The 16,921-nt window shown below is 43.8% G+C and carries 20 protein-coding genes; 14 read left to right on the top strand and 6 right to left on the bottom strand.

What is annotated here, in order from left to right; translation table 11 throughout:
- Positions 1-383: 383 nt before the first annotated feature.
- On the bottom strand, positions 384-1,232 hold the full coding sequence (locus tag HXW94_RS13775) for an SIR2 family NAD-dependent protein deacylase (RefSeq protein WP_178367484.1): 849 nt from the start codon (positions 1,230-1,232) through the stop codon (positions 384-386).
- A 322-nt stretch (positions 1,233-1,554) separates the two neighbouring features.
- On the bottom strand, positions 1,555-2,208 hold the full coding sequence (locus HXW94_RS13780) for a lactate utilization protein (RefSeq protein WP_178367485.1): 654 nt from the start codon (positions 2,206-2,208) through the stop codon (positions 1,555-1,557).
- A gap of 292 nt (positions 2,209-2,500) precedes the next feature.
- Between HXW94_RS13780 and HXW94_RS13785 the strand changes: the two genes are divergently transcribed.
- Together HXW94_RS13785 and HXW94_RS13790 are read left to right on the top strand one after the other, a co-directional pair.
- Positions 2,501-3,415 (top strand): ABC transporter ATP-binding protein, encoded by a 915-nt coding sequence (locus HXW94_RS13785; protein WP_178367486.1) that lies wholly within the window; start codon positions 2,501-2,503, stop codon positions 3,413-3,415.
- On the top strand, positions 3,408-4,211 hold the full coding sequence (locus HXW94_RS13790; protein ID WP_178367487.1) for an ABC transporter permease: 804 nt from the start codon (positions 3,408-3,410) through the stop codon (positions 4,209-4,211). The genes HXW94_RS13785 and HXW94_RS13790 overlap by 8 nt, the downstream gene beginning before the upstream one ends.
- Here the strand turns inward: HXW94_RS13790 and HXW94_RS13795 are convergent.
- Entirely contained in the window at positions 4,173-4,400 is a 228-nt protein-coding gene (locus HXW94_RS13795) for a hypothetical protein (protein WP_178367488.1), read from the bottom strand. The genes HXW94_RS13790 and HXW94_RS13795 overlap by 39 nt on opposite strands.
- Positions 4,401-4,747: 347 nt before the next feature.
- Between HXW94_RS13795 and HXW94_RS13800 the strand changes: the two genes are divergently transcribed.
- The 4 genes from HXW94_RS13800 to HXW94_RS19885 all read left to right on the top strand — a co-directional run bounded on the left by HXW94_RS13800 (position 4,748) and on the right by HXW94_RS19885 (position 7,699).
- Positions 4,748-5,620, top strand: coding sequence for a restriction endonuclease (locus tag HXW94_RS13800; RefSeq protein ID WP_218576724.1), 873 nt, complete (start codon positions 4,748-4,750; stop codon positions 5,618-5,620).
- Positions 5,621-5,651: 31 nt separating this feature from the next.
- Positions 5,652-6,431, top strand: coding sequence for an HNH endonuclease (locus HXW94_RS13805; protein ID WP_218576725.1), 780 nt, complete (start codon positions 5,652-5,654; stop codon positions 6,429-6,431).
- Positions 6,432-6,564: 133 nt separating this feature from the next.
- Positions 6,565-7,089, top strand: a complete 525-nt coding sequence (locus HXW94_RS13810; protein ID WP_178367491.1) for a hypothetical protein — start codon at positions 6,565-6,567, stop codon at positions 7,087-7,089.
- A gap of 481 nt (positions 7,090-7,570) precedes the next feature.
- On the top strand, positions 7,571-7,699 hold the full coding sequence (locus HXW94_RS19885; RefSeq protein ID WP_281357842.1) for a hypothetical protein: 129 nt from the start codon (positions 7,571-7,573) through the stop codon (positions 7,697-7,699).
- A 70-nt stretch (positions 7,700-7,769) separates the two neighbouring features.
- On the opposite strand, the gene HXW94_RS19890 is transcribed toward HXW94_RS19885, so the two are convergent.
- Positions 7,770-7,892 carry a hypothetical protein gene (locus tag HXW94_RS19890; RefSeq protein ID WP_281357843.1) on the bottom strand — a complete coding sequence of 41 codons (123 nt, stop codon included), beginning with the start codon at positions 7,890-7,892 and terminating at the stop codon, positions 7,770-7,772.
- Between the two features lie 56 nt (positions 7,893-7,948).
- Here HXW94_RS19890 and HXW94_RS13815 point away from each other — a divergent pair, with 56 nt between their 5' ends.
- Complete coding sequence (locus HXW94_RS13815; protein ID WP_178367492.1) at positions 7,949-8,737, top strand: nitroreductase family protein; 789 nt, start codon at positions 7,949-7,951, stop codon at positions 8,735-8,737.
- A gap of 6 nt (positions 8,738-8,743) precedes the next feature.
- On the opposite strand, the gene HXW94_RS13820 is transcribed toward HXW94_RS13815, so the two are convergent.
- Complete coding sequence (locus HXW94_RS13820) at positions 8,744-9,949, bottom strand: aldo/keto reductase (RefSeq protein ID WP_178367493.1); 1,206 nt, start codon at positions 9,947-9,949, stop codon at positions 8,744-8,746.
- Positions 9,950-10,054: 105 nt separating this feature from the next.
- Between HXW94_RS13820 and HXW94_RS13825 the strand changes: the two genes are divergently transcribed.
- Entirely contained in the window at positions 10,055-11,227 is a 1,173-nt protein-coding gene (locus HXW94_RS13825; protein ID WP_178367494.1) for an iron-containing alcohol dehydrogenase, read from the top strand.
- Between the two features lie 167 nt (positions 11,228-11,394).
- Here the strand turns inward: HXW94_RS13825 and HXW94_RS13830 are convergent, their stop codons facing one another.
- The gene (locus HXW94_RS13830; RefSeq protein WP_178367495.1) at positions 11,395-11,805 is read right to left on the bottom strand and encodes a MarR family transcriptional regulator; all 411 of its coding nucleotides are present in this window, start codon (positions 11,803-11,805) and stop codon (positions 11,395-11,397) included.
- 246 nt (positions 11,806-12,051) lie between these two features.
- Here HXW94_RS13830 and lon point away from each other — a divergent pair, with 246 nt between their 5' ends.
- From lon to HXW94_RS13860, 6 genes are all read left to right on the top strand, one after another.
- A complete protein-coding gene (lon, locus tag HXW94_RS13835; RefSeq protein ID WP_178367496.1) occupies positions 12,052-14,472 on the top strand; it encodes an endopeptidase La in 2,421 nt (806 codons plus the stop codon).
- A gap of 14 nt (positions 14,473-14,486) precedes the next feature.
- On the top strand, positions 14,487-14,651 hold the full coding sequence (locus HXW94_RS13840) for an HVO_A0114 family putative DNA-binding protein (RefSeq protein ID WP_218576726.1): 165 nt from the start codon (positions 14,487-14,489) through the stop codon (positions 14,649-14,651).
- 86 nt (positions 14,652-14,737) lie between these two features.
- Positions 14,738-15,157, top strand: a complete 420-nt coding sequence (locus HXW94_RS13845) for a hypothetical protein (RefSeq protein ID WP_178367497.1) — start codon at positions 14,738-14,740, stop codon at positions 15,155-15,157.
- Between the two features lie 416 nt (positions 15,158-15,573).
- Entirely contained in the window at positions 15,574-16,143 is a 570-nt protein-coding gene (locus tag HXW94_RS13850; protein ID WP_178367498.1) for a class I SAM-dependent methyltransferase, read from the top strand.
- Between the two features lie 126 nt (positions 16,144-16,269).
- Complete coding sequence (locus tag HXW94_RS13855; protein ID WP_178367499.1) at positions 16,270-16,518, top strand: type II toxin-antitoxin system ParD family antitoxin; 249 nt, start codon at positions 16,270-16,272, stop codon at positions 16,516-16,518.
- Positions 16,511-16,804, top strand: a complete 294-nt coding sequence (locus HXW94_RS13860; RefSeq protein ID WP_178367500.1) for a type II toxin-antitoxin system RelE/ParE family toxin — start codon at positions 16,511-16,513, stop codon at positions 16,802-16,804. Before HXW94_RS13855 ends, HXW94_RS13860 begins: the two co-directional genes overlap by 8 nt.
- Positions 16,805-16,921 lie beyond the last annotated feature (117 nt).

Raw genomic sequence — 16,921 nt, forward strand, 5'->3', positions numbered from 1 at the left:
TTGTGTGGCAGTTTTTGTAACAAAAACTCTCATGTTCTGTTCTGGAACTGCCAAAACCAGTGATCCACATTGCCAATGTTATCCGCAGGTTTTTAATATCAGCATCACTTCTGCTACCCTCACAGATGTTTAAACACTGACCGTAACGTTCGGGACGTGTGGACGATTGGTCGGATCTGTATCCCGAAGTACCTATGTATTCTACGGTAACGTAGCCCCGCTTACCAATAACGCAGGGCTGAGGCTAATCAACCGGGCTTGCGGGCTTCCCCACAAGCCCCTCGGTCTTCAGCCGAGGGGTTGTTGACGCAAGAGTACAAAATTACCGGCCCCTTTTTGAAAGAGCCTTTGTAAGCCGGTTTTTGGATAATCATCCTTATTCATCAGCACAAAATCCGGTTTATGCCTTCACGGGCGCCAAGCGGCAGGCCGATTGCGCCTTGGCTGACATGGTAATCCCTTGGGTTGATGCGTATCAAGGTTGAATTTAAGTTCCGGCCGGTTCGTTGGGATTTATATCTTACCGTAGGTACGGCAAGGCCTGCCCCTATTTCAATAATGGCCAAGTTTGCATTGAAACTGCTGAGCTTTTCAAGCCATTTCTGCAAGCGCGCCACTTGTTGACCGGTGCGGTGCGATATCCAGTTCCAGTCTCCAAACATTAAAATATTGGGACGTGCCAGTCTTCCACAGTTTTTACATTTCGGCAACTCGCCTGTCGCCCGGAACGTTTCCATATCAACATTGATTTTTTCTTCCCCAATCTCCCAGATGTCGTTGGAACATGGCCCGGTGCATTGAAGATGGTGGATAGAGCCATGGCACTCTTCAATCAATGCATCATCAAAGCCGGCTTTTTGAAACTGCCCGTCAACGTTCGAGGTGAATACAAAATATCCGTACGGCTTGCTTTGTCCCAGATCAAGCAATTTTGAAAAGCCTTCGTGGGGGATTGTTTCACGATAAAGATTCAACCTGTGCCCATAAAACGCCCAGGCAATTTCAGGCTGTTTGTTAAACCAGACAGGGTCTGCCATTTCACTGAACGATTTGCCCAGTTTCGCTATGGGCGGATACGCTTTCCAAAACCCTGCATTTCCCCTGAAATCAGGCAACCCCGAATCGACGCCCATACCGGCACCGGCCGTTATAAAAAGCGCGTCTGCATCTTTAATTGCCTGGCAAGCCTGTTTGATATCTTTGTTTAGCTTGTCCATAAAATATACCGGCATTACCCGGCCCTGTTTTTAGTTCTAATATCCGGCATTCGTTGAAAATGCCTTTCGTCATTGTTTACAAACACCATATCCCGGCTTCCGGCATGGTCCTGAATCATTATATCAAAGGTGTCGATGGTATTACAGGTTTTTTAGGCAGCCGGTGCTGACAAATAAAGAATCCGGTCATACTCTGCCACCGGCAGGTTTGGGACGATGCTTTTATTATTATATTTTCTCTTGTTCGTCTTTCAGAAAAATTGAACGGGGATTTTCCTTCCTTCTGTATCCTGAATAGCAGTTCACTGTTGTGTTTTTTAGGCAGTTCACACGCTTTTTATAATCCCAGATCTTCATTTATCAATACAATCTTCACCCTTTTTGGGGGAAAAGATTTTTGCGTGATTGTCCAGGAGTTGCAGATTCTTGCACTCGCTTTACATTCAGAACATTCCCCTGTCTTAACACAGGGTGTTTTCATATCAAGACGCATTGCATTAGTGGGGGCAACATAATTTTTAATCCTCTCCATAGCAGTGTCGATATCCGGAACAATTTTATTTCTTCCCGTAAGAATTAGAACATTGTTAGGCCCGAATGTCATTGCTCCAACCCTGTTTCCGATCATATCAAGGTTTACCAGACAACCGTCTTCGGTTAAGGCATTTGTCCCTGTGACAAAAAGATCCGTTAAAAGCGCCTCTCGTCTCAGCTGTGTTTTTTCATCATTGGATAAGGATTTGTCAAATGTATCGAGAATCTTAAATTCATTTTTATTTTTCAGTGCATCATAAAGTCCTGTCCCCACAAATGTCATAGAACCGCCCCATGAGATGCTTTTAATGTTTTCATTGGGTATGATTTTTTCCAGAACTATTTTTGACGCTTCCTTTGAATTATCAGCAATGAATACTTCAAAATTGTTTGACTCAAGCGCTTCTTTTACATTTTCAAATTTAAGTTTCCAGTAATTATCGATTGGATTTTTCATGATTTTCCCTTTTGTTATTCAAAATAATAATTCTGCTGACATGGAAAAGGCAGGGTCAGCCGTTCCGCGCCTTTAATGAAAATCATATTGTCATGGAATTTCTGCAATTGTAAATAGAATTCCGTATGTCTTTATGCTTCCCACAAATCTGCTCGGCTAATATGCGTAGCAGTTTTATTAGTGATTTTCCAAATACCACCAATTTTGATTAAAATATTAGCTATATCCGCATAAACCCTGCTATAAATACCCACTGAAAATGAGATGATTACATATTTGGAAACTATGGAAAATGACAGAAAAAGCAATATATGTAGAACATGCGACCAAACACTTCGGAGATTTCAAAGCGGTTCATAATCTTTCCTTTGAAGTAAACAAAGCGACCTGTTTCGGATTATTGGGTCCTAATGGAGCAGGTAAAACCACAATGATGAACATGCTGACCGGACGGGTCAGGGCAGATTCGGATAATGCCCGAATAATCAATGTCTTGGGCTATGATCCGCTCAAAAATGAACTCGAAATCCGCTATCTTACCGGAATTGTGCCCCAGGAAAACAATCTCGATGTTGAGCTTTCAGTTTCCCAAAATTTGTATATTTACAGTAAATTTTATGGCCTGCCCCAAAATGTCGCCAGCCGGCGTATCAGCGAGCTGCTTGAATTTATGGAACTTACCGAAAAAAAAGAGGCCCGTATTAGAGAATTGTCCGGCGGTATGCAAAGGCGTCTGATCATTGCCAGAGCCTTGATCAACTCCCCTCACCTCCTTATTTTGGATGAGCCCACCACCGGTTTAGATCCGCAAGTACGGCAAGCCATTTGGGACAAAATGAGAATGCTCAAAAAAACCGGTGTGACCATTGTCCTGACCACCCATTACATGGATGAAGCAGCCCAACTTTGCGATGACCTGATCATTATGCACAAAGGCGAAAAAATTCTTCAGGGGCATCCCAGCGCTCTAATCTCGAAAAATTTGGAAACATACGTGCTGGAAATTCTGAATACCGATGTTTTTTCGACGATTGAAGCAAAAGGGTTTCGGACCGAAGAAACTGCCGGTAGGCTTATGCTGTATGGTGATAGGTTATCTTCACTGGAAACAGTGACCGAGCCACTCAACGCGGGAGATTTTTTTCTAAGACCGGTCAATTTGGAAGATTTGTTTTTAAAAGTAACCGGGAGAAGCTTGCATGACTAAAGCCTTGCTACCTCAACTCATTGTCACAACACCGCCACCTCTGGCTTATCGCTTGTACAGCATCTGGTACAGGCATATCCGTGTATATTGCAAACATCTGGTTTCCAACGGGTTTCCTCCCTTTGTGGAACCTTTATTTTTTTTGGCCGGAGTCGGTTTAGGGCTTGGGCATTATGTCGGTTTGATTGATGGTACACCGTATCTGCTGTTTCTGGCCTCGGGTATGATTGCTCCCTCCTCGATGTTTACAGCCGCTTTTGAGTGTACTTTCGGCACTTTTATCCGACTTGAATTTGATAAGGCCTATGATGGTATGGTTTCGGCTTCCATTACAGTGACGGATTTGTTTGTTGGTGAAATACTTTTTGTCGGCACTAAAGGATTTTTCTTTACCTTGGCGGTGATGAGTGTTTTTACAGTTTTTGGTCTTGTGCCTTCATATTATGCTATTCTTACACCACTTGTTGGATTTTTTGCAGGAATGATGTTTGGCGCTCTCTCTTTATTTGTCACTTCATTTGTGAAGACCATCAATCACTTTAATTTTTTTTTAACCGGTTGTCTGACTCCCATGTTTTTCTTTTCGGGAATTGTATTCCCTATCACCAATCTTCCGGAATGGATTCAATGGGTATCCGAAGTATTCCCGCTCACTCATTCCGTCCGTTTGATCCGGGCTTGTTGTTTAGGTCAGTTCAGCAGCCTGTTATTCTTTGATATACTTTTTATGGCAGCCTTTACGATCATCTTTGGTTATTTAGCTGTTTCGCGGCTGGAAAAACGGCTCATTCAATAGAAAATTTTTGTGTAAAAAGGCCACACCCTCTTCGCAAACTTTATTGATACCTATAACTGTTGCCTGATCCAATGCCTGGGCGCTGGGGTCCACAAGGGTGATGCTGCCGGCGCCATGAATGTCGCTTAACTGTCTAACCGCTCTAACACCAAAAGTGCCGCTACCCAAAACCCAGATTTTTTCTGCCATGGACCCTCCTTTTTTTTTAATATCATTATTGTTTACCTTAGATTTACTATCTGATAGCTGTGACCAAGATGGAATTTTAAATTATACTTTACTCACTTTATCAATACTGCTATTCGGTTACCTAAAGAAAATTTCGATTACACACGACATAAATGAAAACCTGAGAATCACAAAATAATTAATATAACTTCAATTGGGTTAACTTTTTGTATAACGGCCATGTCCTGATGGACACAACAAACAATGAAAGTTGTGAGTTGTGAGTTGTGAGAAAACAGCTTATTTTAAATCTCACCACTCACCACTCATAACTTTCATATAAAAGACATCATCAAGGTATGAGTATCATGAAAAACAATTTTGAGATTCCTCCGTTCCAAGAACTTATGAACCCTCTCCTTGACGTTTTAAATGAATTAGGAGGATCAGGTTCAATTGATGAAATTGAACAAAAATTTTTAGAATTATCCGATTTACCTGAAGAAATATTAAATATCCCACACAATCCAGAAAAAAGCAGTTCTACAGAAGTTGAATATCGATTAGCGTGGGCCAGGACCTATCTCAAAAAGTATGGCATTTTAGATAATTCTCAGAGGGGTGTATGGTCAATAATTCCAGAAAAGAGAAGCATAAAGGCAGTGGACCCTCAACATGTCGTTAAAACTGTCAAATGGGATAAAAAAAATAAAAAAAGTACTGAAAAAGAAGAACCATTAGAAGATGACCAATATATTGAAATTTTGGAAGAAGCTGAATCTTGGCGTAATATACTTCATCATGTCTTGATCCATGACATGACTCCAGATGCTTTTGAACGCTTAGCAAAAAGGATTCTCAGGGAATCTGGTTTTGTACAGGTTGAAGTAACTGGCCGTTCAGGAGATGGTGGTATTGATGGAAAAGGAATAATGCGGTTGAGTGGTTTATTAAGTTTTCATGTAATATTTCAATGCAAAAAATATAAAGGTAATGTTACAGCATCTGATATGAGAGATTTTCGGGGGGCTATGATTGGCAGAGCTGATAAAGGCCTGTTTATAACTACAGGAACCTTTACCCGTGATGCTATAAAAGAGGCAACAAGAGACGGAGCCCCGCCAATAGATCTCGTGGATGGCGATCAACTTGCTGATAAGTTGAAAGAGTTAAGCTTGGGGATAAAAAAAGAAATGGTCGAAAAGATAACCATTGATACAGAATGGTTTAAATCCATTTAAATAGCGATACAGTCCAATGAGAAATTTCATAATGGCATGGAATCCCATAAAATGGCAATGGGATAATTTAGACGATCAAATCCAACAAGTTCAAATAAAAGGCAGCATTGAGGAACCATGGACTTGTGGTAACAGAAAGGATTTACCTATAGGAAGCAGGGTCTTTCTTTTTAAGCAGGGCAACAAGCAGAAAGGCATAATAGGGGCGGGATTCACTTTAACAGAACCCCAAGAAGAACCTCATTACAACACCCAATTAGCTGTAAAAGGCAGAGCTGTTAAACGAGTTAATGTCAGATGGTATTTATTGGAAAGAGAGCCTATCATTCCTCTTGAACGACTCATGCTGCCACCATTTTCAAGTAGGAAATGGATATTTCAAGCATCGGGTTATGAAATAGAGAAAAGTATCTCAGATGCGCTTTTAACAGAACTGAGCAATTTGTCCAAAAGAAAAATTTTTTGTTTACCAGAGGAAGAAACCATCCACTTAGGATACCATGAGGGAACGGTCTGCTCCATATTAATTAATAAATACGAACGGAATTTGCAAGCAAGAGAAAAGTGTATTGAACATTGGGGGACTCGTTGCATTGTGTGCGGATTTGATTTCGGATTGACATTCGGAAAATTTGCTGTTGGATTTATCCACGTACACCATATCAAACCGCTTTATGAGATAAAATCAGACTACAAAGTTGATCCTGTTCATGATTTAAGACCGGTTTGTCCAAATTGTCATGCGGTTTTGCATATGAGAAAGCCTCCTATGAGTATCGAAGAATTAAAGCTAATCATAAACACAGAATAATTAAAGGATGGAGTGAGAACATTTCTCCAGGCCCATGATATTGGATAAAATTAAAAACATTTTGCAGAGATTAGGCTATCTGATGTAAATTTTCCAGTTAATACCGCTGTTTTAAATGCAGGAAACAACGAAAATGCAGCTATCTGATATTTTAGCAATTTCTGGAACTATATTGGCCTCTATTGGTGGAGGTACAGCTATCGTATTTGGGTTTTCTAACTGGTTGGGAAAAGTATGGGCTAATCGGTTAATGGAAAAGGAAAAGAATAAACACAATCGTGAATTGGAATTTCTGAAAAACACCTTTTTAAAGGAAACCGAAAACTATAAAATAAGATTGAAAAAATCTGAATTATTATTTGAAAAGCAATATGAAGCCGCCTCTGAGTTAGTAGCTTTGCATCGTAGTTTTATTCCACAAATTTTTCCTCACATGGATTGGGGAGATGTAGTGGATCATTACGCCTTTTCTTCAAAAAAAATTGAAGAAAAGTTAGAAAAATACCTTTCACGCAACGGTGCAGTTTTGGGTGAGGAGATTGAGGAGAAAATTAGCGAATGTATCAGTGTGGCTGGTTGGACCAAATTCGAAATAAATAAAAATACGAAGTTACATCACAAGGTAAAAAAGAAAGTGAAAAAATATATAAACTGCTAAATGAAGCCAAGAAATTAATGATTGACAAAGTTACATCGCAGACGAGTACGTAACCGTTGATTATTGACTCGATCCCTAACAGCAAAGACATGCGTTGTATTTCCACATAAAAACAATAAGTTTTCAGTAAATAGTACATCCACAATCTGTCTATGATTGTGGCCAAAAGTCTTTATTGAAAGGGGTGTTGGCTTTTTTTGTTATTGGTGATGCCAGTTGAATGTTCGTGGTACCCTTATAATCTACTTTGTCCCTCATGACAGCCTCGCTTCCAATGGGACTGGTATAGGTACCGAAATTGGTTTGCCTGTGTCATACTTTATCATACCGAGAAGCACGGAGGCACCTTGGATGTAGTTTCATCTTTGGGAGAAGGAAAACATTTCATTATACGGTTGCCGCTGGAGAATGTTGATGAAAGAATTTCATAAAGTATATGATGTGCCGGAAAGAGTATTGCCATTCTGATGTTGATACATCCATGCCGACAGAACAGGAATATGCCCGCTTTTTAATCACTCGATTTCTTAAAGCCAATGGTATTGGTCAAATTTCAGAGATGGCATATCTGCTGAAAAAATCATTGCACAATGCCCTTCCGGAGATGTGATCATAAAAAGCCGGCATGGAACTGCATTATGGCTTTCCATGCCGGTTCTTTTTCGGATCTGAACGGATTCTTATTCTTCAAACTTGAAAACGTCATCCAGTTCCGGTTTAATGATGTGAAACGCGTAGTTGGCAATCATCTTCCGGCCGATTTGAGCGAGGATTTTATATAATCCGGCTCGGTCGATGTCCATGTTTTCAATGATTTCCAGATCTTTATCGGAAAAATGTCCTTTTTGGGGAGATAACAATGCAGATTCAAATTAATACTGAAAAATGTAAAAAAGACAAAATTTGTATTATTGAGTGCCCTTTCAATATCCTCAGGGAAAACAGCGAGGGGTTTCCCGAAATCATCCCGAAAGCCAAAGATGTGTGCATGCGCTGCGGCCACTGTCTTGCCGTATGCCCCTCGGATGCACTGACCTTTGATGGTCTCGCTCCGGAGAACTGTGAACCGGCCTTAAAGGAGATCGCTGTGGATGTACCTGCCATGGAGGCCCTGCTGAAAAACCGCAGATCCGTACGTGTTTACAAAAACAAACCCGTTGAACGGGAGAAGGTGGCCCACCTCATGGACATGCTGCGCTGGGCCCCCACGGCAAAGAATCTTCAGCCGGTCCACTGGCTGCTGGTGGATGACAGGGATAAGATCCATGAACTGGCAAAGATGACCGTCCAGTGGCTGGACCAGAATAATGCATATCCGGGTATTGCCGCTGCCTGGGAAACCGGTGAAGACATGATTTTAAGGCGCGCCCCCCTCATTGCCATCGCCCATACGGCAACGGACGCGCTCATTCCGTTAGTAGACTGCAGTATTGCCGTAACATCCCTTGAACTGGCGGCCACCTCCTACGGTATCGGGAGTTTCTGGGCCGGTTTTTTCATGATGGCAGCAAGCCGGCATGCACCGATTGCCCAATACCTGAACCTGCCTGAGAACCATGCGGTATATGCGGCATTGGCCCTTGGGTATCCCAAGTTCAAGTATCACCATATCCCTGAGCGCCGGGAAGCCAAGGTTACCTGGCTTTAAGGTGAGCTATGATGAATGGCTCTGGTCCCCGGCCATGAACTGCTTGACGATTTCCCCGATGCCTTCTGTTTCACAATAGTCCGCCACGTCCTTGAGGCGCTCGGGAATATCAATGTGCTGGGGGCAGCGCTCCAGGCATTCACCGCACTCAACGCACAGGGACGCCTGGGTCTGCTTGCCGGAGACAAATCCGTTAAACACGGCGTACCTGAACTGGGTCATTGCCTGGGGTTCTTCAAACATTTTGCCGGAGTTGTAGTATTCGAAACAACCGGGGATATTCACGCCGGCAGGGCAGGGCATGCAGTATTGGCAGCCTGTGCAGCCCACGGGCATAAGTTCCCGGTATTTGTCCGCCACCTGGTCGATGAGGGTGAGTTCGGCATCAGTAAGGGAACCGGCCTCGGCCTGTTCGGCAATGGCCAGGTTCTGCTCAATGTGTTCGTTCCGATTCATTCCGGACAGCACCACGGTCACCTCGGGGACGTTCCACACCCATCGCAGCGCCCATTCCACAGGCGTGCGCCGGATTTCGGCGGTGTCCCACAAGGCCTGGATCCGGGGCGGTGCCTCAGGGCGGCTCAGGTTGCCGCCGCGCAGGGGTTCCATGATGATCACTGCCATATCCTTGGACGCAGCATACTTGAGTCCGGCGGTTCCGGCCTGGTTCTGGGTGTCCAGAAAATTGTACTGGATCTGGCAGAAGGTCCAGCCATAGGCATCCACGATGCGGTTAAAATCTTCGTTGGTACCATGGAAGGAGAAACCGAGATTGGTGACCTTGCCTGCGGCCCTGGCGTCTTCCAAAAAGGGAATAACACCCAGGGCCTTGATGCGGTCCCAGGATTCTCCTTCCAGCGCATGCAGCAGGTAATAGTCTATGGTTTCCACGCCAAGCTTTTCAAGCTGCCTGTCCAGAATGGACTCCATGTCCCGGCGGTTGTCGCACATCCACACGGGCAGCTTGTCCGCAATTTTGACCTTTTCCCGGTAGCCCTCCTTGAGGGCTTTTCCCAGCACCAATTCGCTTTTGCCGTTGTGGTAGGGCCAGGCGGTGTCGAGGTAATTGACGCCGGCGTCAATGGCCTTGCGCATCTGGGCGATGGCGGCCGCTTCATTGATGGACTGGTCTTCGTTCAGGGGCAGACGCATGGCGCCAAAACCCAATATGGATAATTTATCCCCGTTTTTCGGTACGGTTCTGTAACGCATCTTTGTATCTCCATATTTATTGATAATTTTGTATATTCACATTGTCATGGTTTGATGGCATTATATACGTATTGTAAATCAACACGCAAACCAAAGGAAATCCCCATGCTTAATTTTAATTTTTATAATCCCACAAAAATTGTTTTCGGTGAAGGCCGTCTGAAAAAACTGAACAATCTGGTTCCCCAAAATGCCAAAGTGCTCATTACCTACGGCGGAGGAAGTGTGAAGCGTTTCGGCGTTCTGGACCAGGTGAAGGACGAGCTTTCCAAGGGCAGCCGCGAAGTTTTGGAATTCGGTGGTATCCCGGCCAACCCCCGGTTTGACATCCTGCTTGATGCCATAAAAATCGTTCGCGAACAAAAAGTAGATTTTATCCTGGCTGTGGGCGGCGGTTCCGTTATTGACGGCACCAAATTCATTGCCGTGGCTGCTGTAGCCGATGAATATGAAGGCCGGGAGCGGGAACTGATGAACTTTGGCTTTACCCCGGTTCCCGTTGACGGCGCCATCCCTTTCGGCACCGTGCTCACCTTGCCGGCCACCGGTTCCGAGATGAACAATGGCGCCGTCATCAGTGACGGCGAAGACAAACTGCCGGTTTTCTCGGACCACACGTTCCCGAAATTTTCCATCCTTGACCCTGTCCTGACCTACACCCTGCCCCCCACCCAGGTGGCCAACGGGGTGGTGGATACCTTTATTCATACCATTGAGCAGTATGTCACGTTTCCTGTGGGTGCCGGATTTCAGGACCGTACCGCCGAAGGCATCCTCCAGACCCTTATTGAAGTGGGAAAAACCACGATGGATGAACCGGAAAACTACAATGCCCGGGCCAATCTGGTATGGTGCTCCACCATGGCCCTCAACGGCCTGATCGGTGCCGGTGTCCCCCAGGACTGGGCCACCCATATGATTGGCCATGAAATCACGGCTCTCACCGGCCTGGACCATGCAAAAACCCTGGCCGTGATTCAGATTGCAAACTGGAAGATCCGCAGGACCCCCAAAAAAAAGAAACTGCTCCAATACGCGGAAAGGGTATGGGGTATCCGCGAGGGTGACGACGATGCCCGCATTGATCTTGCCATTGAAAAAACAGAAAATTTTTTTAACAGCCTTGGCATGGCCACCCGGCTTTCAGACTACGACATCGGCGCTGATATCGTTGACAAGGTGGTTGCCGCCCTTGAAAAACACGGCATGACCCAGCTCTCCGAACACGGAGACGTGACGTTGGATGTGTCCAGAAAAATGCTTGAGGAAGCCTTGTAAACCTTAAAACTTAAGCATTGAGTGTTTTACCACGAAGAACACGAAGTTCACGAAGATATTAGAAAACTAAACTTCGTGCGCTTCGTGAACTTCGTGGTTTTAATCTGTAACCATCTTAACTTTATGACATTGAACCGGTAGTCTTTTGGCCGGGGGATGATAAATTTTTATAATTTTTTGATTATTTTAATGAATGTATCAATCTCTTCATCATCCAGAACACCGGCAATAATATCGACCACCTTTTGTTCCGCAAGAAAGGGCAGCCGGGCAATATTGCGGCCTTTTTCGGTCAGTTTGATATAAAATATACGTTTGTCCCAGGTGCATTGTTTTTTTTTAACAACATTGAGCTTAATCAATTTATTTACGATTTCAGTAACCGACGGCTTGGTAACCTTTAAAATTTCAGCAAATTTTCCAAAGGTCATATCATCGGTTCTGTCAATTATTTTCAGATAGTGAAGTTGATTTACCTGAAGTTCAGACATGCCTAATTTGTCTGAGATTTCAAGATTACACTCATGTCCCAGGCTGTTGAACTTTTTGACAGCCTCATAGATAAGCTTTTTTTTCACAAGATCCCCACTCTTCCAAAAATAGTTTGTTCACCGTTTACTAATTTACCGACGGATAATTGTCAACGTTTTCATTTTCATTCAGGCTACGCAAACATAATGCCGGACCACTATTTAGAGATATTATGAATTTTCATGCCAATGTTTGAGTAATAAAAACGTTAGTTTTAATTGAACTAATATAAATCATACCTATTATATACTTTTATCCGGCAGGATTTAATTGATTAACGAAAGGAACACTATATGAATTCTGATAGTTTGAATAAAGAGATGATGGTCATCCCCATAACGCAGACCGTATTATTTCCTGAATCAAATGCCCAGATTCGGGTCAGCCATGACCTGGCCAGGCAATTAAAACAGCGGATTGAAAAAGGGGAAACCATGGCTGTGGCCCTTTCCGCCAAAGAAGGGTTCGATGCAGATCATGTTGATACGGATAACTTGTTCTCCATGGGCACCTTGATTTTTTTTGATTCCCTGATTTCCCGACGGGGACATGACATCCTGTATGCAAAAGTGCATTCAAGGGTAGCCGTAGAATCCGTCCGAACCGATCATCGAACAACTGAAGACGCAATTATTGCCAGGGTGGTGCCGGCAAAAGAACATATTGATATAGACCCCGGAGACCAGGATCGCATGCTTGCGTATATCAAGGAAATCGCCTATGAAATAAGCGCGCACTTCAAAGGTTCCGAGTCCTATATAAAAGATATTGAAAAAATTAATTCCATCCAGGGAATTTTAGGCTATCTGATGCCCAATATCCCTGTTTCCGTAAAAGAGAAACAGCATCTGCTTGAAATGGATTCTTTAAAGCAAAAAGGAATTGCCTTCATGGATATGCTTCTGCAGCATAAAGAATCCATAACCCTGCAGATTGAGATGGCGCAGAAGTTTTCTGATCAGGCCAATAAAAATTACAGGAAAGCTTTTTTAAAGGAACAGCTTAAAAATATCCAGGAAGAGCTCAATGAAGACGATCCCGATCACAATCCTGAAGGCAAAGGCAAGAAGGATTATGCACATCTGATTAAAGCTGCCAATATGCCCGAAGATGTTGAACAGACCGCACTTGACGAACTTGAAAAACTCAATGAACAGGGGCAGGGCAGCCATGAAATAAATATTATTAAAAATTATCTGGACCTTCTCGTGGCATTGCCGTGGGCCGCTACTGAAGAGACGGATATTGATATCAAGGACGCATCCGGACTGCTTGATGCCCATCACTACGGGCAGGAAAAAATTAAAGAGCGCATTATTCAGCATTTGTCCGTGATGAAGCTGAAAAAGGAAAAGCAGGGGTCCATTCTGCTGCTTGTCGGCCCGCCGGGTACGGGTAAAACAAGTCTTGGCAAAGGGATTGCAGAGGCCCTGCAAAGGGAGTATGTCCGGATCAGCCTTGGTGGCGTCAGGGATGAAGCGGAGATCAGGGGCCATCGCAGGACCTATGTCGGTGCCCTTCCGGGGCGAATCATCCAGGGAATGAAAAAGGCCGGCAAAAAGAATCCCGTATTTGTCCTGGATGAAGTGGATAAGCTGGTTTCAGCCTTTCATGGTGATCCCTCAAGTGCATTGCTTGAGGTGCTTGATCCGGAACAGAATAATACATTTTCCGATCATTATCTTGAGGTGCCCTATGATCTGTCAGATGTATTTTTTGTGGCAACGGCCAATGATAAAAGCAGCATCCCGGCACCGCTTTTAGACCGTATGGAAGTGATTGAACTTTCGGGGTATACGGCAGATGAAAAATTCCATATCGGGAAAGACTTTTTGATGAAACTTGTCCTTGAAGCGCATGGGATTGAAACGCACCAGCTTGAAATCGATGATAACGCATTTAGAACCATAATTGATAAATATACATTGGAAGCCGGTGTCAGGGCCCTTCGGGGGCAGCTTGCCAAAGTCGCCAGGGTGGCATCACAAAGAATCGTTTCAGGGGATACGGAACTGCCGTTTCAGGTGAGTTGCGACATGCTTGAAGATATTCTGGGCCGTCCGGTCATCCGGCATGATATGGCACAGGAAAAAAATCAGCCGGGTGTTGTAACCGGGCTTGCATGGACCCCCATGGGCGGAGAAATCCTTTTTATCGAAGCAACCCATATGCCCGGAACAGGCAAGCTGACGTTAACCGGCCGGCTCGGGGATGTGATGAAAGAATCTGCTGCCATATCCTTAAGTTTATTCAGATCCAGGCTGGCATTTACATTGCCTGATTTTGAATTCGACAAAAAAGATCTGCACATACATATCCCGGCAGGTTCCCTGCCCAAGGACGGCCCTTCGGCCGGAGCGGCCATGTTTGCCGCCATTACATCCCTGATCATGGGACGTAAAATTGATCCAAAGCTGGCCATGACAGGAGAAATTACATTACGGGGACACGTTCTGCCTGTTGGTGGAATCAAAGAAAAAGTGCTGGCAGCCCGCCGGGCCGGTATTAGAAAAATATTGTTGCCCCGGGAAAATGAAAAAGACTTAAAGGATATACCTGACAATGTAAAAGAGGAACTCGAATTTAAAACCATAGATACGGTTGAAGACCTGATTAAAGAGACTTTGGGACTTGAGCTGCCGAAACCTGAGGCCCTGATGCTTGGCACTTTAAAATTATTTCCGGCAAGCGGTGGGACCTTCTTCAGAATATGACAGGGGCCGGACCTTTGTCTATCCGTGAAGCAGCCAGAAGATTGGGCCGGGATGTTAAAGCCGTCCATGGTGACGTCCATGCGCTTCTGAAAGCTGGGATTTTGATAAAAACAAAAAGCGGTCAAATAGAATTTCCTTTTGATGCTATCCATGTGAATTTTGTGCTTGAAGCTGCATAACAGCACGAAATATACCTGCTGAGACAGCTCGCAGAAAAATACAAAACCCAGAAACGCGGCCTGATGCAGAAGATGCTCACCGGCGAATGGCGGGTAAAACCCATTGGGGTGCGGAGCGTTTGCTGCACCCGAAGACACTACTGGAAATCCTACAATCCTTTGTGGTGTTCTCGACACTTTTCTTCGGCTTGACCGGAACGCCGATTTCAGGACTTGACCGAAACACCTTTAAGTTGTTCGGCGCGTCCAATGATCCGGGCAGATATCTCAATCGCTACTCCTACAAACAATCCATCCGGGATGAGGCCACACTGCCCGTCAAATTTGAACCCCGTCTGGTGGAACTCCGCATTGACCGTGAGACAATTGACAAAGGATTTGAGGAACTGGCAGAACAAAATAATCTGAGCGAAGAGGAAAAAACCTTTATTTCTCAGAAAGCCGGAAAACTTGCCCACCTGTTGAAGGCCCCCAAACGTATCACCGCCATAGCCGATGACATCTAAAAAGATTACCATCACGGTCATCAATAAAGTCAATGGCCGGATCGGCCTTGATCATTAGACATTATACCGATTTTGGCTAACTGTTTGATTTTATTATATTGTCTAAAAACACTCTTCTAATAAAATCAATGGGTTGTGAAAAATCGGTATAATGTCTATTATTTCAGCCAATGCGTGGAAGGTAGGTTGGGTTGAGGAACGAAACCCAACAAATACAAAATGTTGGGTTTCACTTCGTTCAACCCAACCTACACGGTGGTCCAAATGATGATCAAGGTCGCCGGATCTTATAAGACCATAACTCTTTGGGGCTTCTCTACACCAAGGGATAACAAAATTCAGGACCGATATTGCCTGGCGAATTAAAATCTGGTTTATATTATAGATAACGCATACACTTCAAAGGAAAATAGAAAATGACTGATAATAAATTTGACCCGAAAAAATTAAAAAAGCTGAACAACCCGGATCGATTAAAGGCAACGCCGCCCCAACGGATCTGGGAGTTGCTGAACCTGAAAAATTCTGAAGTTCTTGTGGATATTGGTGCAGGAACCGGTTTCTTCAGTGTCCCTTTTGTCGAGATGACCAACAAGGGCAAGGTTTATGCGTGTGATATTTCAGAAACCATGGTGGCGTGGATGCGTCAGAATATATGTAACACCCATCCTGATGTTATCCCTGTTAAAATGGAAGAGTCGTCTGTCGATTTGCCTGATGGAGAAGCTGACCTGGTATTTATGATTGCATTGCACCACGAATTGCACGAGCCGGCAAAAATGCTGGTAGAATGCGGACGTCTCCTGAAACCCGGAGGAAAAATACTGATTATGGATTGGAAAAAATCTGAGATGAATCAGGGGCCGCCAATATCAATTCGGTGTGACGTTTCAGATGTGAAGCAACAACTTGTTCACGCAGAATTCAAACAGGTAGAAATTGTCGATGAGTTTACGCAATTTTTCTGTATTTTTGCCGTGAAATAAGGGACTTTGTCCCTGTTAGTCCGGTCCGTTCCAGAGAAAAACATTATTTGACGAATACAAAGATTGATAATATCTGTATCTTGGCTATTATTACTGATAGATTTCTTTTATATTAAGGAGGGCAATATGCATATATCACTTACACCTGAGCTTGAAAGCAAAGTGAAGCAAAAAGTAGCCTCAGGTTTTTACAACAATGCCAGTGAAGTGATCCGGGATGCTTTGCGGTTCTGGGAAAAAAACGAAGAATTGGTTCAGCATATGAAACTTGAATTGTTAAAAGAGCGTCTATCGATTGGTGCGGATCAAGCCAAACAGGGAAAATTTGTGGCGCAATCTGTTAGCGAAGTTATTGAAGAGGTCAGGAATGCCTGAATACCGCCTTACGCCTTCAGCAAAATCAGATTTAATTGAAATCTGGAATTATACTGTTGAGACATGGGGTGAAAGACAAGCTGAAAGATATCTCCAGGATATTGAAGATATGCTTACTCAGTTATCTGTTAATCCCGGACTTGGAAGATATCGGCCTGAGATTTGTCCTGGGTATTATTCCTTCCCGGTTCGGAAGCACGTTATATTCTATATGAACTCAGGTCGTTATATTGATATTATTGGCATTTTACATGGAAAAATGGATATTGATAAAAATCTAATGTGAGGTGAAGACTACCTGTCGATCATGTCTTAGTTTATCGGCGGAACCGTTACTTTTTATCACTACAAAAATAGACAAATATGCTCATTTATACAATTAACGGATACGCCTTATTGTGGC

The sequence above is a fragment of the Desulfobacter latus genome (assembly GCF_013389365.1).
GTDB lineage: Bacteria > Desulfobacterota > Desulfobacteria > Desulfobacterales > Desulfobacteraceae > Desulfobacter > Desulfobacter latus.

What these genes read in the sequence shown, in the direction of transcription:
- HXW94_RS13775 (WP_178367484.1), bottom strand. Translation starts at nt 1,232, where the DNA reads ATGCCGGTATATTTTATGGACAAGCTAAACAAAGATATCAAACAGGCT.
- HXW94_RS13780 (WP_178367485.1), bottom strand. Translation starts at nt 2,208, where the DNA reads ATGAAAAATCCAATCGATAATTACTGGAAACTTAAATTTGAAAATGTA.
- HXW94_RS13785 (WP_178367486.1), top strand. Translation starts at nt 2,501, where the DNA reads ATGACAGAAAAAGCAATATATGTAGAACATGCGACCAAACACTTCGGA.
- HXW94_RS13790 (WP_178367487.1), top strand. Translation starts at nt 3,408, where the DNA reads ATGACTAAAGCCTTGCTACCTCAACTCATTGTCACAACACCGCCACCT.
- HXW94_RS13795 (WP_178367488.1), bottom strand. Translation starts at nt 4,400, where the DNA reads ATGGCAGAAAAAATCTGGGTTTTGGGTAGCGGCACTTTTGGTGTTAGA.
- HXW94_RS13800 (WP_218576724.1), top strand. Translation starts at nt 4,748, where the DNA reads ATGAAAAACAATTTTGAGATTCCTCCGTTCCAAGAACTTATGAACCCT.
- HXW94_RS13805 (WP_218576725.1), top strand. Translation starts at nt 5,652, where the DNA reads ATGGCATGGAATCCCATAAAATGGCAATGGGATAATTTAGACGATCAA.
- HXW94_RS13810 (WP_178367491.1), top strand. Translation starts at nt 6,565, where the DNA reads ATGCAGCTATCTGATATTTTAGCAATTTCTGGAACTATATTGGCCTCT.
- HXW94_RS19885 (WP_281357842.1), top strand. Translation starts at nt 7,571, where the DNA reads ATGCCGACAGAACAGGAATATGCCCGCTTTTTAATCACTCGATTTCTT.
- HXW94_RS19890 (WP_281357843.1), bottom strand. Translation starts at nt 7,892, where the DNA reads ATGGACATCGACCGAGCCGGATTATATAAAATCCTCGCTCAAATCGGC.
- HXW94_RS13815 (WP_178367492.1), top strand. Translation starts at nt 7,949, where the DNA reads ATGCAGATTCAAATTAATACTGAAAAATGTAAAAAAGACAAAATTTGT.
- HXW94_RS13820 (WP_178367493.1), bottom strand. Translation starts at nt 9,949, where the DNA reads ATGCGTTACAGAACCGTACCGAAAAACGGGGATAAATTATCCATATTG.
- HXW94_RS13825 (WP_178367494.1), top strand. Translation starts at nt 10,055, where the DNA reads ATGCTTAATTTTAATTTTTATAATCCCACAAAAATTGTTTTCGGTGAA.
- lon (WP_178367496.1), top strand. Translation starts at nt 12,052, where the DNA reads ATGAATTCTGATAGTTTGAATAAAGAGATGATGGTCATCCCCATAACG.
- HXW94_RS13845 (WP_178367497.1), top strand. Translation starts at nt 14,738, where the DNA reads ATGGCGGGTAAAACCCATTGGGGTGCGGAGCGTTTGCTGCACCCGAAG.
- HXW94_RS13850 (WP_178367498.1), top strand. Translation starts at nt 15,574, where the DNA reads ATGACTGATAATAAATTTGACCCGAAAAAATTAAAAAAGCTGAACAAC.
- HXW94_RS13855 (WP_178367499.1), top strand. Translation starts at nt 16,270, where the DNA reads ATGCATATATCACTTACACCTGAGCTTGAAAGCAAAGTGAAGCAAAAA.
- HXW94_RS13860 (WP_178367500.1), top strand. Translation starts at nt 16,511, where the DNA reads ATGCCTGAATACCGCCTTACGCCTTCAGCAAAATCAGATTTAATTGAA.